General features: G+C 36.9%; 14 protein-coding genes. 10 read left to right on the forward strand and 4 right to left on the reverse strand.

Annotated elements, in window-relative coordinates; genetic code table 11:
- Both mlaE and H5084_RS01810 read right to left on the reverse strand, forming a co-directional pair.
- Complete coding sequence (mlaE, locus tag H5084_RS01805) at positions 1–789, reverse strand: lipid asymmetry maintenance ABC transporter permease subunit MlaE (RefSeq protein WP_037070800.1); 789 nt, start codon at positions 787–789, stop codon at positions 1–3.
- Positions 789–1,595, reverse strand: a complete 807-nt coding sequence (locus H5084_RS01810; protein ID WP_028867499.1) for an ATP-binding cassette domain-containing protein — start codon at positions 1,593–1,595, stop codon at positions 789–791. Before H5084_RS01810 ends, mlaE begins: the two co-directional genes overlap by 1 nt.
- Positions 1,596–1,956: 361 nt before the next feature.
- Here H5084_RS01810 and kdsC point away from each other — a divergent pair, with 361 nt between their 5' ends.
- From kdsC to mgtE, 9 genes are all read left to right on the forward strand, one after another.
- Positions 1,957–2,505 (forward strand): 3-deoxy-manno-octulosonate-8-phosphatase KdsC, encoded by a 549-nt coding sequence (gene kdsC, locus H5084_RS01815; RefSeq protein WP_028867498.1) that lies wholly within the window; start codon positions 1,957–1,959, stop codon positions 2,503–2,505.
- Positions 2,506–3,069 carry an LPS export ABC transporter periplasmic protein LptC gene (gene lptC / locus H5084_RS01820; protein ID WP_028867497.1) on the forward strand — a complete coding sequence of 188 codons (564 nt, stop codon included), beginning with the start codon at positions 2,506–2,508 and terminating at the stop codon, positions 3,067–3,069.
- Positions 3,056–3,616 carry a lipopolysaccharide transport periplasmic protein LptA gene (gene lptA, locus H5084_RS01825; RefSeq protein ID WP_182689354.1) on the forward strand — a complete coding sequence of 187 codons (561 nt, stop codon included), beginning with the start codon at positions 3,056–3,058 and terminating at the stop codon, positions 3,614–3,616. The genes lptC and lptA overlap by 14 nt, the downstream gene beginning before the upstream one ends.
- Positions 3,617–3,618: 2 nt before the next feature.
- The gene (lptB, locus tag H5084_RS01830; protein WP_028867496.1) at positions 3,619–4,344 is read left to right on the forward strand and encodes an LPS export ABC transporter ATP-binding protein; all 726 of its coding nucleotides are present in this window, start codon (positions 3,619–3,621) and stop codon (positions 4,342–4,344) included.
- A 49-nt stretch (positions 4,345–4,393) separates the two neighbouring features.
- Positions 4,394–5,839, forward strand: a complete 1,446-nt coding sequence (locus tag H5084_RS01835; RefSeq protein ID WP_028867495.1) for an RNA polymerase factor sigma-54 — start codon at positions 4,394–4,396, stop codon at positions 5,837–5,839.
- Between the two features lie 94 nt (positions 5,840–5,933).
- Positions 5,934–6,377, forward strand: a complete 444-nt coding sequence (locus H5084_RS01840; protein WP_182689355.1) for a PTS sugar transporter subunit IIA — start codon at positions 5,934–5,936, stop codon at positions 6,375–6,377.
- A 15-nt stretch (positions 6,378–6,392) separates the two neighbouring features.
- On the forward strand, positions 6,393–7,235 hold the full coding sequence (gene rapZ / locus H5084_RS01845) for an RNase adapter RapZ (RefSeq protein WP_028867493.1): 843 nt from the start codon (positions 6,393–6,395) through the stop codon (positions 7,233–7,235).
- A 6-nt stretch (positions 7,236–7,241) separates the two neighbouring features.
- A complete protein-coding gene (locus tag H5084_RS01850; RefSeq protein WP_182689356.1) occupies positions 7,242–7,517 on the forward strand; it encodes an HPr family phosphocarrier protein in 276 nt (91 codons plus the stop codon).
- Positions 7,518–7,532: 15 nt separating this feature from the next.
- Positions 7,533–8,894, forward strand: a complete 1,362-nt coding sequence (mgtE, locus tag H5084_RS01855) for a magnesium transporter (RefSeq protein ID WP_028867491.1) — start codon at positions 7,533–7,535, stop codon at positions 8,892–8,894.
- Positions 8,895–9,032: 138 nt separating this feature from the next.
- On the opposite strand, the gene H5084_RS01860 is transcribed toward mgtE, so the two are convergent.
- Both H5084_RS01860 and H5084_RS01865 read right to left on the reverse strand, forming a co-directional pair.
- Positions 9,033–9,395, reverse strand: coding sequence for a YacL family protein (locus H5084_RS01860; RefSeq protein ID WP_028867490.1), 363 nt, complete (start codon positions 9,393–9,395; stop codon positions 9,033–9,035).
- A 219-nt stretch (positions 9,396–9,614) separates the two neighbouring features.
- Positions 9,615–10,448 carry a winged helix-turn-helix domain-containing protein gene (locus H5084_RS01865; RefSeq protein WP_028867489.1) on the reverse strand — a complete coding sequence of 278 codons (834 nt, stop codon included), beginning with the start codon at positions 10,446–10,448 and terminating at the stop codon, positions 9,615–9,617.
- Positions 10,449–11,287: 839 nt separating this feature from the next.
- Between H5084_RS01865 and H5084_RS01870 the strand changes: the two genes are divergently transcribed.
- On the forward strand, positions 11,288–14,092 hold the full coding sequence (locus H5084_RS01870; RefSeq protein WP_182689357.1) for a bifunctional aconitate hydratase 2/2-methylisocitrate dehydratase: 2,805 nt from the start codon (positions 11,288–11,290) through the stop codon (positions 14,090–14,092).
- The last annotated feature ends 147 nt before the right edge of the window (positions 14,093–14,239 follow it).

Here is a 14,239-nt window from a genome sequence, read left to right on the forward strand (position 1 = left end):
TTAGCCTCCAAACATAATAACAGTTAGTAAAAAATCCATTCCTAAAACGAGTAATGAAGCTAACACCACGGTTTTTGTGGTTGCTCTACTAATGCCTTGTGCATTAGGGATAACGTGAAAACCATTAAATAAAGCAACCCAAGTAACAATAACAGCAAAGATAAGACTTTTGATTATACCATTGAGCACATCAGGACCGAAATTAACGCTGCCTTCCATAACCGACCAGAAAGCACCACCATCAATCCCCATCCAGCTCACACCAATTAAATAACCGCCCCAGATAGCCACAACATTAAAAATAAGTGTTAATAAAGGTAATGCAACAATACCTGCAATGAGGCGTGGTGCAATAACTCGTTTTAATGGAGAAACCGCCATCATTTCCATACTCGCAATTTGCTCAGTACTTTGCATTAAACCAATTTCAGCGGTTAATGCCGAGCCGGCTCTTCCAGCAAATAGCAAGGCTGCGACAACAGGCCCTAGTTCGCGTAATAATGATAGCGCAACCATGCTACCTAAACTTTCTTCCGCCGCATAATCCACTAAGACATAATAACCTTGTAAACTCAGCACCATACCAATAAACAGGCCGGCAGTGACAATAATAGGTAAGGATAAAATACCTAAATGATATAGTTGATTAATACACAAACTAAATAATTTAGGGTGAGGCTTAGTAAATAACGTACGATAAAACATCAACGCCGATTTCCCAGCACCTCCGATTTGTTGTAACGTAAATGCACCAATATTTTGTAACAATTGCAGTCCCCCTTGTTGCATTATAGATTCGCCTTTTCTAAGTCTGCTTGATAGTCATCAGCAGGCATATGAAATGGAACAGGACCTTGCACTGCACCAGCTAAAAATTGTTGTAATAATGCATTATCTTTTTGCGCTAACACTTCCTCAACAGAGCCTTCAGCGATGATTTTTTTCTCTGCAAATACATACACGTTGTCAGCAATCGATAGCACCTCATTGACATCATGAGAAACAATGATGGAGGTCAAGCCTAAGGTATCATTAAGTTGTTTTACTAGTTTTAATAATACATTCATTGAAATAGGATCTTGACCAGTAAAAGGTTCATCATACATGATCACTTCAGGATCTAGCGCAATCGCACGTGCTAACGCAATACGCCTCGCCATCCCCCCTGACAATTGTGAGGGATGCAGATCCTTTGCACCACGTAAACCGACGGCATTGAGTTTCATTAACACTAATGTTGTTAAGAGCTTTTCATCTAACTGAGTATGTTCTCGTAGCGGAAAGGCGACATTTTCAAATACAGTCAGATCATTAAATAAAGCACCGCTTTGAAATAACATCCCCATTTTTTTTCTAACTTCATAAAGCGCTTTTTGTGAACATTGGTGAATAGATGTGCCATTAAAAATAACTTCGCCACTGTCCGCGGGGATCTGTCCACCGATTAATTTTAATAAGGTAGTTTTACCTATTCCACTTGGCCCAAGCACGGCAGTAATTTTACCTCGTTCAAATTGCATATCGAGGTTATCAAATATTTTCTTTTGCTGGCGCGAGAAACTAAGTTGATTGATAACAATGTGTGATGTTGGCATGAATACATTTTCTCTAAGGAAACGAAAGCTCAGTCTAATAATTCAGACAAGAAAGGCAATTAATAATCGACGATAAAGTCAGTAAAGTATCAATTTAGAGCGAATTTACCCCATAAAGTTCTAAAAAAGCAAAAATTAGTCAGAGGATAGCGGTTATTTTCAATTAATATAGGTTGTTCATTAATCGATTAGTCAGTGAATTAATTAAATAATCTAAGTATTAGTCTTGTTTACGCTATTTAAAAATAAGCAGTCTTGTTATGATGACAGTTAAATACTCAAGTAAACAATGCTCGCCTTAATGTACACATTTTGATATTTTTACCCTAAAATCACCACCTATTTAAAAAAGAGCCTATAAATGATCGATACACCCTATGGAAAAATCAGCACAACTAATTTTCAACGAGCACAAAAAATAAAACTTTTTGTATGTGATGTTGATGGTGTTTTTTCAGATGGTCGAATTTATATGGGAAATAATGGTGAAGAATTAAAAGCATTTCATACAAAAGACGGTTTTGGATTAAAAGCGATCATGCAACAAGGTATTGATGTTGCGATTATTACAGGCAGAGAATCTAATATCGTAAAAAATAGAATGAGTGCATTAGGTATTAAACATATTTTTCAAGGTAAAGATGACAAGTTAACGGTTTATCATTCATTACTTGAGCAATTACAATTAACGCCAGAACAAACGGCCTATATCGGTGATGACGTTGTGGATTTACCTGCCATGATGCTTTCTGGATTAGGTGTCGCTGTTAATGATGCTCATCCGTTGGTGATTCAGCAGGCAGATTTAGTGACAACAACCAAAGGTGGATTTGGTGCGGTACGTGAAATATGTGACCTATTCCTACAATGCCATGGTCAACTATCTATGACGCAAGGTAAAAGTGAATAAATGAATAAACGTCAAAGCATTCCTTTTATTGCTTTAATCGTCGCCTTTGTATTTTGGGTGTATATTAAACCAGAAACAGAGGTGCCCTCATTACCAGAGCACCATCCAAGTTATATCGCCGATGATGTGACAAGCCAGCATTATGATCAACTGGGGTTTAATGATTATCGTGTTTTTGCAGATAAAATGACTAACTATTCGGAAGATGAGTCAACTCACTTTGAGTCGCCTAAAGTCATCGTTTATAACAAAAACAGACAAACCGGTGTCGTTTCCACATGGCAATTAACTAGCCTAAACGGTACGTTAACGGATAAATATAAATTGATACTTTCAGGTAAAGTATTGATTGAAAACTTAAGTAAAGATCAGATCGTACAAACAATGTCTACTGATGAAGCCACGGTGATGCTAGATAGCAAAATTATCACCACACCATTACAAGTCAATTGGACTGGACCACAAATGCGTCAGCAAGGAGTTGGTATGTGGGCATCGATGGAAACAGAAGAAATGACACTTAATTCGAATACAAAAGCGGTATATTTTAATGAATCTAAATAAATTAGCAGTTTCACTTATTTCTTTCACATTGTTCAGTGCAAGTGCACTTGCAATTGAGTCTGACTTTGATCAACCTATTCACGTTTCATCGGTAAAACAACATGCTAACATGAAAAGTAATACCATCATCTTTACCGATGAAGTATTGCTTACCCAAGGCTCAATTAAAATTACAGCCGATAAACTTACTGTTGTACGTGGTAAACAAGCTAACCATGAGACGATGATAGCTGAAGGTAATTTGGCTACTTTCTATCAAACTCAAGATGATGGTAAACCGTTAGATGCACAGGCAAAACATATTCTTTATGACGTCGCAAAAGGTACAATAACGTTAACCAAAAATGCGCAAATAAAACAATTAGATAGCCAGATTAATGGCGCTAAAATTGTCTACTTCCTAGAGTCTCAAGAGCTTAATGTCAGCACCGATAAAGCAAAGCAGGAACGTGTTAAGACGATTTTTTTACCCGCTCAATTTGAAAAAGATAAAACTAAAAAGTCATCTAATTCCTCTACACCAAAAACAATAAAAGAGGAAAAATAAAGATGGCTGAATTACGTGCGACAGGATTAGTAAAAAGCTATAAAGGCCGAACTGTTGTTAATGGTGTAGGGTTAACAGTTAAAACAGGTGAAATCGTCGGTTTATTAGGGCCTAACGGTGCAGGTAAGACCACCTCATTTTATATGGTTGTTGGCTTAGTTAAACAAGATCAAGGCTCTATTATCATTGATGATCAAGATATATCCAGTGATCCCATGCATATTCGAGCGCAAAAAGGTATTGGTTACTTACCACAGGAAGCTTCTATTTTTCGTCGCTTGACTGTGACAGAAAATATCATGGGTATTCTACAAACTCGTAAAGAATTAACGCAGGCACAGCGAGACGAAAAATTGAATACGCTACTCGAAGAGTTTCATATTACACATATTCGAGATAATAAAGGCATGAGTTTATCAGGTGGCGAGCGCCGCCGAGTTGAAATTGCGCGCGCCTTGGCGACTGAACCTAAATTTATTTTACTTGACGAACCCTTTGCTGGTGTCGACCCTATTTCGGTTATCGATATTAAGAATATCATCCAACAGTTGCGAGACCGTGGATTAGGTGTATTAATTACTGACCATAATGTCCGTGAAACCTTGGACGTGTGTGAGCACTCTTATATCGTAAGTCACGGAGAAATTATAGCTATTGGGACGCAAGACGAAATATTAGCAAACGATCATGTAAAACGCGTTTATCTAGGTGAAGAATTTAAACTTTAAGGTATAGTTATTTTTAATTGAGCAATAAGTTCTAGGAATATATGTTTTGATGAAACAAGGTTTACAATTGAAAATGGGTCAGCAATTAGCGATGACTCCTCAATTACAACAAGCAATAAAATTGTTGCAGCTTTCAACACTCGATCTACAACAAGAGATTCAAAACGCGCTAGATTCCAATCCTCTCTTAGAACAAGATGATCAAACGGGTTCAGAAGAAACAGTTAAAGAATCTGACAGTAGCCAACTTGATACTTCTGAGGCTATCTCACAACAAGAATTTTCCGATGATTTACCGGCAGAAAAAGAGTGGGAAGAGTCATACACATCGACACCTATCACAGGTACTAGCTCTAATGCTGTAGCTTATGACGGCGAAGATTCCGTTTATCAAGGTGAGTCCTCGACTTCATTACAGGATCACTTGTTATGGCAAATGCAACTCACTCCTTTTACTGAAACCGATCAAGTTATTGCCATGGCAATCATTGATTCAATTGATGAGTCTGGTTATTTAACAACAAGCTGTGAAAGCATTCTAGAAAGTTTAGAAGCTGATCTTGAAGGCTTAGAGTTAGATGAAGTTGAAGTAGTATTAAAACGTATTCAACATTTTGATCCGTTAGGCGTTGCCGCACGTTCAACTCAAGAATGCTTACAAATTCAACTACGCCAATTACCTGATAGCACTCCTTGGCGCGAAGAAGCTATTTTAATTCTTGAGCAATATATGGAGTTACTCGGTAATCGAGACTATCGAACATTAGCCAGAAAAAGCAAATTCAAAGAAAGCCAATTATCTGAAATAATGCGTTTAATTCAGAGCTTAGAACCAAGGCCTGGTAACAGTATTGAAACCAGTGAAACGCAATATATCGTACCTGATGTTTACGTTAAAAAAATAAACGGACAATGGCGTGTTTCATTAAATCAAGATTGCGACCCTAACTTATCTATAAACGAGCAATATGCTAGTCTATGTAAAGGTAATATCAGCAAAACTGACTCACAATTTATTAAAGGTCACTTGCAAGAAGCGAAATGGTTTATTAAAAGCTTAGAAAGTCGTAATGAAACTTTATTAAAAGTATCTAACTGTATTGTTCAACAGCAACAAGCCTTTTTCGAATATGGCGATGAATCCATGAAACCGATGGTATTAAATGATGTTGCCTTTGAAGTAGAAATGCATGAATCGACCATATCCCGAGTGACAACACAAAAATTTATGCATACTCCACGTGGTATTTATGAATTAAAATTTTTCTTTTCAAGTCATGTTGCAACGGATGGCGGCGGTGAATGCTCATCAACAGCGATTCGTGCATTAATTAAAAAATTAGTCGCGGCAGAGCCGACAAATAAACCCTTAAGTGATAATAAGATAACACAATTATTAGAAGAAAAAGGTATTCAGGTTGCACGACGCACTATTGCAAAATATCGTGAATCTTTAGGTATTCCGCCTTCTAACCAACGTAAACAATTACTTTAAATAGTGAGCAGTGCAAATAAAAATGAGATTAACTATAGTCATTTAATACTAACCTGCTAAACTCGCGCGTTCGTTGAATACAGTTAAATATATTATGAAAATATCTACTTTATTAAATAAAGATTCCGTCTTCTGCCAAACGGTATGCACCAGTAAAAAAGGTGCATTAGAAAAAATCAGTATTATTGCTGCAGAGCAGTTAAATTTAGATGCACAGGAATTATTCGAAAGTTTAATTGCCCGCGAAAAAATCGGTTCTACAGGTGTAGGCTCTGGCATTGCGCTTCCTCATGTTAAAATATCTAGCGACTCCCCTGCGACAGCGGTATTTTTGCAATGCGAATCAGGTATCGATTATGATTCATATGACGGTAACAAAGTAGATATATTATTTGCTATATTTGTTCCTGAGGATCTGTGTAAAGAATACCTTGCTGCGTTGTCAGAAATAAGCCAAAAACTGTTAGATAAGCAATTTCTGCGTCAATTACGCAGCGCAAAGACGAATGAAAAGCTATTTGAGTTATTAACCCTATAAAATTTAGGAGCGCATATGAAGTTAATTGTTATTAGTGGTCGATCAGGCTCAGGAAAAACAATTGCCCTCCATGTCCTAGAAGATTTAGGCTACAACTGCATTGACGGGGTCCCATATCAATTATTAGAACAATTGGTTGATACGGTAGATCCTAAAGATAACAAAGTAGCAGTCAGTTTAGACATCCGCAACATGCCCTCTGACGTTGATGCGATAAAAAAGCTGATTGAATCACTGCAACAAAAAGTCGAATTAGAAATTATCTATATCGACGCATTAACCAGTGAGTTAATTAGACGTTATAGCGAAACTCGACGTTTACACCCGCTGTCCAAACAAAAGTTATCACTATCTCAGGCCTTAGAATTAGAAAACGAAATGCTTGCTCCTTTGAAAGCATTGGCTGCTTTTTCAATTGATACCACCTCGCTCTCCGTTCACAACTTAAACGAACACCTTAAGATTTACTTGCAAGGGTCTAGTAAAAGCAATGTATTAGTTATTTTTCAATCTTTTGGATTTAAACACTTACATCCCGAAGATGCTGATTATATTTTTGATGTACGTTTTCTGCCAAATCCTTACTGGGAAAAGAATTTAAAACAATATTCTGGCAAGGATAAGCTGATCCAAGATTATTTGAATACATTTCCTTTAGTCAAAGAAACAATCACTAATATCGAAAATCTGTTCCTTACTTGGTTACCGCATTTAGAACAAAACAATAGAAACTATGTCACGATTGCTATCGGTTGTACCGGTGGTAGACATCGCTCAGTTTATGTTACAGAACAAATAGCAGCACGTTTCAAACACAAATACCAAGTACAAATTGAACACAAATGTTTAAAGGAGTAATTCCTGTTGGATATCATTAAGCAAACAATTACAATACAAAATAAACTAGGGCTACACACTCGAGCAACCATCAAATTAGTTGAACTCGTCAATGCTTTTGATGCGCAAATTATCATCACTCATAATGGTAAACAAGCGGATGCAGGCAGTGTTTTAGGGTTATTAGTATTAGAAACGTGTTTTGGTCAAGAAATTAAAATTGAAGCCAAAGGCCCAGAAGCAAAACAAGCGATGCAAGCCGTCACAGAACTCATAGAAAATAAGTTCTTAGAAGAAGAATAATAAAAAGGAGCTCGTATGCTGGAAAACACTAAGGTTGATAATACCCAGCTACGACTTCAAGAAGTTAATAAAGCACTCGATAGTGGAATGTTTGTCCGAGCACGCAGTATTTTGGACAAAATGCCAGCCTGTGATGTTGCCTTTCTATTAGAATCTTCTCCTCCAGCTAACCGTAAAGTATTATGGAATTTAACTGACCATGATCAACACGGGGAAATCCTCGAAGAATTAAACGAAGATGCAAAAGATGGCATCATTAATTTAATGGGCACTGATAATTTAGTCGCAGCGACTGAAGGCATGGAAACCGACGGTTTGGCCTATGTCCTTCGTGGTATTCCCGATACAGTTTATCGTGCTGTATTAGAACAAATGGATGCACAAGATAGACAACGCGTCGAATTAGCTCTCGCCTTTCCAGAAGATACCGCCGGTTCAATGATGAATACCGATACGGTAACCGTTCGCCCCGATGTCACTATCGAAGTAGTTTTGCGCTATTTACGTTTAAAAGGTTCATTGCCCGATACTACCGATGCTTTATACGTTGTTGATACTGATAACAAACTGCTTGGCGATGTTTCCTTATCTACTTTATTAACTGTAGAGCCTACCTCTATTATTAGTGAAGTGATGAATCATGACACTGAACCACTACAAGTCTTAATGGAAGAAAATGAAATAGCAAAGCTATTTGAACGACATGATTGGATTTCTGCCCCTGTTATCGACAAGAATAAACAACTGCTAGGACGTATTACCATCGATGATGTCGTTGATATTATACGTGAAAATGCGGAGCACTCAATGATGGGTATGGCGGGTATGGATGATGACGAAGATACCTTTGCTCCCATTTTACCAAGTGCTAAGCGTCGTACGGTATGGTTATCAGTTAACTTAATTGCCGCTTTTATTGCCGCTTCTGTTTCCAATATGTTTGAAGCCACTTTAGAGCAAGTAGCAACGCTTGCTGTATTAATGACCATTGTTCCTAGCATGGGCGGTATTGCGGGTAATCAAACATTAGCCTTAGTTATTCGTGGTATCGCTGTTGGACATATTAGTAGCAGTAATACGCGTTGGTTAATTGGTAAAGAGGCCGCCATAGGGCTATTAAATGGTATGATCTGGGCGGTATTAGTAGCTACTGCAGTTGTTCTCTGGAAAGGAGATATGCAAGTCGGTTATATTATTGCTGGCGCGATGTTCATCAATCTGTCAATTGCAGGTGTTGCGGGCGTATGTATCCCGCTATTGATGCATAAATATAAAATAGATCCTGCATTAGCGGGTGGGATGGCATTAACAACCGTAACTGATGTCATTGGTCTATTCTCATTCTTAGGTATGGCTACATTAGTATTACGACACTGATCCTGTTTTTATATAACCGATACACCTTCAAAATATACATTTCAGCTCAGATAAACAACCATTTACTTTTTCAATTAAAGCAAGTTGATATTAAAATAAGCGGTTGTCTATTTGTGATCATTTTTAGCAATCTCAGGCTCAGATAAAATCTAACCAAGACTCCACTAAATTCAAAAAATCCTCCAATCCACATTCAGCTTGGATTTCTTGATCATAAAAACTCAAATCGTTTGCATCCTCTAAATCAGACTCTGAATGATGTAAGCTATGATTGATAATACTTGCCTCTTCTGCATTTAAGTATAAACAAAATTCACTACCTATTAATTTATACTCTGTTATTTCACGTTGCTGCAATTGTTCAATCACAGTTATTAATGCTTCTACCCAGCCTTTTTTTTGACCTTCTTGCTCTAACCATGTTCCAAATGCTTCATGACCCATAGACAGTTTCACTGTCGCTTTATCACTGAAATAGTCTTTTTTGAAGTCAAATTCCATTACGTTAATCTCTTTTCATTTATTTAATAGCAGAAGTATAAACAGTTTTAGAATAGCTGCATGGAAATTTATGTGAAACCATGAATTAATAGTTTTGATGAGTAATAGTGCGAAGTGCAGTAGTTAATGAGTGTCAATGATATTTTAGGCAAAAAAAACCTCTGCTGATGCAAAGGCTTTGTTTTATCTACACGTTAGTTAACTACTAAAAGTTAACGACTAAGAATTAACTGCTACTTTTAGTTGAGCAGTCGCAACAACATTAGTTGGTATTAGTTCATAAGCTGCTTGTGGTTTTAATAACACATTAGATTTACTTGCTACCATTAGCATTTGCTTCAAACGGTTCGATTCAAATGGTTTTAATAATAAACCTTGAACGTCCAATAGGCTATTTAAGCCTAATAACTCACGCTGTACATCATGATGAGAGTTTAGAATACTAATATCAGCAGATGCAGATGTTTTACCAGTACGAATTGACTTAATTAACTCGATACCAGAGCAATCCGCTAATAATGCATCAACAATGATTAAATCGAAATCCTGTAGCGCAATTGAACGTTCAGCTTCTACACTAGTAGCAACACCTTCAACATAAGAAACATTTAATGCTTCAAGTTGTTCAATTAGTTGAATACGACCTTCCGCTTCACCTTCAACGACTAATACTTTCATATTCGTAATAGCATTTGCAGTTAAATCGCCTTGAGCCATTGGAGATACTGTACTTTCAGAAACAGCTAACCCTTCCATTCGTGCAATGTAGCCACGCTTAGGAATAGTAGAAATATTTAAACCATGAAGACTTAAAGTACCTACACTTTTGCGTAGTTGAGAAATATGTTGATTGATAGTATGGTCTGTCACTAGACGTCCCCATACATGTTGAGCTAGATCTTCGCGAGTAACCACAGTGTTTACGTTTTTACATAGAAAATGTAATAGTGATGTACGTAATGGACCTAAGTAAACTTTTCGACTTCCGTGAATTAAACTGTTTTGGCTTGTATCAATGTGGAATTCACCCACAATTAAACTTTTTTCTAACATAATAATAGTACCCATTTTTTGTTTTATATAAATGCCAATCTCTGTGGATTTGACTATTTTTTATTTTAATTTTCGGACTGCTTGAGCAATCTCTTATATAATCTCAAACATATTATCAAATTAACATAAAAACACAAACGTATTTCATGATCATCATAATTTTGTAATAATTTTATCATAAACATTTACTATAGGGTAAGTTTTATATCATGCAAATAAAAAATCTAATAAGTTGCTTAAAGCAGCTTTAATTGTTCTAAAAACAGTATAAATTTCATAGTAAAAACTCAATCTTTCAAGCCACTAGTACAGCCTTAGCTTTAGCAAATCAGCTTTTGACTTGCGCTCCTTTTATCCTACTTACCAAGTAAATCATTTCTCTAATATTTAAAAAAAATATTGCTATAAACCGTCTCACGATAGTGTTTGTTTAAATGCGTAGTGTATGACCAAGAAATAATCATATTTATAACAATTAATAGTTCGTAATAAAAGAAAATAAGCGGCACAGTTATCATTAAACAGAATCATTTTTATAGTAAAATCCTACCTTTCTTAGGCATTAAATTTTAATTATGTATGGCCGTTATCATTCATAGCCAAAAAATAAATATACACAGGAGAGAGCAAGACAAAGCGTTAACGGAATGAGTAATAATTTAATAAGATTAATATAAGTGTTTATTCTATCAGGCATAAATCACAAGATTAATGTTAATTTAATGTTAAATTAAGCAAATGATTCTTAGTGGTAGAAAAATAAGGTAAACTACTGCTGAATTTTGTCCTTGCTAATGATGACAATATTGTTAGCACATTATAGCTAGAGAGAGTTTTAAATGAATCTATATATAGAGTACATCAAGGAAATTGAAAGTCGTAAAAAGGATCTTGGATTGGCTCCTCTGCCGATTGATGGTGCTGAATTATTATCTGAAATAATTGCTCAAATTAAAGATGTAAATAATGAGTACCGTAAAGATTCACTGCATTTTTTCATCTATAACACTTTACCGGGCACAACGAGCGCTGCAGGTGTTAAGTCTGAGTTTTTAAAAGAAATTATTTTAGGCCAGTCTGTAGTAGAAGAAATTTCCCCTACATTTGCTTTTGAGTTGTTGTCACACATGAAAGGTGGACCTTCAATTCAAGTTCTTCTTGATTTAGCATTATCTGACGATTTATCAGTTGCACACCCTGCCGCTGAAGTATTAAAAACACAAGTATTTTTGTATGAAGCAGACACAAGCCGCTTAGAGGAAGCCTTCAAAGCAGGTAATACGGTCGCTAAAGACATTCTTGAAAGTTATGCCAGAGCAGACTTTTACACCAAACTCCCTGAAATAGCTGAAAAAATAGAAGTGGTTACCTACATCGCTGGTGAAGGTGATATTTCTACTGACTTATTATCACCAGGTAATCAAGCACATTCACGTTCAGACCGTGAACTACACGGAAAATGCTTAATTTCTCCAGAAGCACAAGCAGATATTCAAGCACTACAAAAGCAATATCCAGGCAAAAAAGTAATGTTAATTGCTGAAAAAGGAACTATGGGCGTGGGTTCTTCTCGTATGTCTGGCGTTAACAACGTGGCTTTATGGGCAGGTGAACAAGCAAGTCCTTACATTCCTTTTGTAAACTTTGCTCCCGTTGTAGCTGGCACGAATGGTATCTCTCCAATATTTTTAACAACTGTTGGTGTAACTGGCGGTATTGGTTTAGACCTTAAAAACTGGGTTAAAAAGACCGATGCAGATGGCAAAACAGTGCTTAATGAAAATGGTGACCCAGTATTAGAGCAAGTCTATTCTGTAGAAACAGGCACAGTACTGACGATTAATACTAAAACGAAAAAACTATACAACGGTGACAAAGAGCTTGTGGACGTTTCTTCAGCTTTCACACCGCAGTCAGTTGAATTCATGAAAGCCGGTGGTTCTTACGCAATCGTTTTTGGTAAAAAACTACAAAACTTTGCAGCTGAAACTTTAGGTGTTCCATTACAGCCTGTTTATGCACCATCTAAAGAAATCTCACATGAAGGCCAAGGTCTTACAGCAGTTGAAAAAATATTCAATAAAAATGCAGTCGGTGTTGCTTCTGAATCAAATCTGCACGCAGGTTCTGACGTACGTGTTACCGTTAATATCGTTGGTTCTCAAGACACAACGGGTTTAATGACTTCTCAAGAATTAGAGTCTATGGCTGCGATGGTTATATCCCCAACGGTTGACGGCGCTTACCAATCCGGTTGTCACACTGCATCGGTATGGGATAGTAAAGCGCAAGCTAATATTCCCAAGTTGATGAGTTTCATGAACAAGTTTGGTCTGATCACTGCACGAGATCCTGAAGGTTTATACCCAGCGATGACAGACGTTATTCATAAGGTATTGAATGATATTACTGTTGATGATCAAGCAATCATTATTGGTGGTGACTCACATACCCGTATGTCTAAAGGTGTCGCATTCGGTGCCGATTCAGGAACAGTTGCATTAGCACTTGCAACAGGTGAAGCAACAATGCCAATTCCAGAATCAGTTAAGGTTACCTTTAAAGGTGATATGAAACCTTATATGGATTTCCGTGATGTTGTGCATGCAACACAAGCACAAATGCTTAAGCAATTTGGCGATAACGTTTTCCAAGGTCGTGTAATTGAAGTGCATATTGGTACGTTATTAGCTGACCAAGCATTTACATTCACTGACTGGACAGCAGAAATGAAAGCGAAAGCTTCTATCTGTATTTCTCAGGATGATACATTAGTTGGGTCTCTTGAATTGTCTAAAAGCCGTATCCAGATAATGATCAACAAGGGAATGGATAATAAAGCGAAGACACTACAAGGTTTAATTGCTTTAGCTGACAAACGTATCGAAGAAATAAAATCAGGTACTAATCCTGCTTTATCACCAGATGATAACGCTAAATACTACGCTGAAGTGATTGTTGATTTAGATGCTATCGACGAGCCGATGGTTGCCGACCCTGATGTAAATAATGAAGACGTTTCTAAACGTTATACGCATGATGTTATTCGTCCTGTTTCGTTCTACAAGTCTAAACCTGTTGACCTAGCATTTGTTGGTTCTTGCATGGTACATAAAGGTGATATGCAAATTATTGCTCAAATGTTACGTAATATTGAAAAACAAAATGGCAGCGTATCATTTAAAGCACCTTTAGTGATTGCACCACCAACGTACAATATTGTTGATGAGCTTAAAGCTGAAGGTGACTGGGAAATTTTACAAAAATACTCTGGTTTCGAGTTTGATGATGTAAACCCTAAAGGTGTGGCACGTACTAAATACGAAAATATTATGTATTTAGAACGCCCAGGTTGTAACTTATGTATGGGTAACCAAGAGAAAGCAGAACCTGGTGATACGGTTATCGCCACTTCAACGCGTTTATTCCAAGGTCGTGTAGTAGCGGACTCAGCAGAGAAGAAAGGTGAATCATTACTTGGTTCAACACCTTTAGTTGTGCTTTCAGCTGTACTTGGCCGCTTCCCTTCAATCGAAGAGTACAAAGCAGCAGTAGAAGGTATTAACCTGACTGACTTTGTTCCTCCGACTCAAGAGATGAGCACTAAATACACAGGTAAACCTGTCGCAGTTAGAATGTTGTAACGTATTAAGATTAAGTGTTATAGAGTAACTGAATAGTAACTTGAATAGTCACTTAGATACTTAAAGTAGATATGGGTTATTTATTTTGGTTGAGTAAGAGAAATCTTATAATCAACTATAATAAGTAGCCCTTTTTTGTAACAGTAA

It is taken from the genome of Psychromonas sp. SR45-3, from assembly GCF_014163575.1.
In the GTDB taxonomy this organism is placed as follows: Bacteria; Pseudomonadota; Gammaproteobacteria; order Enterobacterales; family Psychromonadaceae; genus Psychromonas; species Psychromonas arctica.

Bases quoted from the DNA above. Each gene is read 5' to 3' on its own strand.
- H5084_RS01870 (WP_182689357.1), top strand. From the start codon at position 11,288: ATGAATCTATATATAGAGTACATCAAGGAAATTGAAAGTCGTAAAAAG.
- H5084_RS01865 (WP_028867489.1), bottom strand. From the start codon at position 10,448: ATGTTAGAAAAAAGTTTAATTGTGGGTGAATTCCACATTGATACAAGC.
- lptC (WP_028867497.1), top strand. From the start codon at position 2,506: ATGAATAAACGTCAAAGCATTCCTTTTATTGCTTTAATCGTCGCCTTT.
- H5084_RS01835 (WP_028867495.1), top strand. From the start codon at position 4,394: ATGAAACAAGGTTTACAATTGAAAATGGGTCAGCAATTAGCGATGACT.
- mlaE (WP_037070800.1), bottom strand. From the start codon at position 789: ATGCAACAAGGGGGACTGCAATTGTTACAAAATATTGGTGCATTTACG.
- kdsC (WP_028867498.1), top strand. From the start codon at position 1,957: ATGATCGATACACCCTATGGAAAAATCAGCACAACTAATTTTCAACGA.
- mgtE (WP_028867491.1), top strand. From the start codon at position 7,533: ATGCTGGAAAACACTAAGGTTGATAATACCCAGCTACGACTTCAAGAA.
- lptA (WP_182689354.1), top strand. From the start codon at position 3,056: ATGAATCTAAATAAATTAGCAGTTTCACTTATTTCTTTCACATTGTTC.
- H5084_RS01860 (WP_028867490.1), bottom strand. From the start codon at position 9,395: ATGGAATTTGACTTCAAAAAAGACTATTTCAGTGATAAAGCGACAGTG.
- H5084_RS01810 (WP_028867499.1), bottom strand. From the start codon at position 1,595: ATGCCAACATCACACATTGTTATCAATCAACTTAGTTTCTCGCGCCAG.
- H5084_RS01840 (WP_182689355.1), top strand. From the start codon at position 5,934: ATGAAAATATCTACTTTATTAAATAAAGATTCCGTCTTCTGCCAAACG.
- rapZ (WP_028867493.1), top strand. From the start codon at position 6,393: ATGAAGTTAATTGTTATTAGTGGTCGATCAGGCTCAGGAAAAACAATT.
- lptB (WP_028867496.1), top strand. From the start codon at position 3,619: ATGGCTGAATTACGTGCGACAGGATTAGTAAAAAGCTATAAAGGCCGA.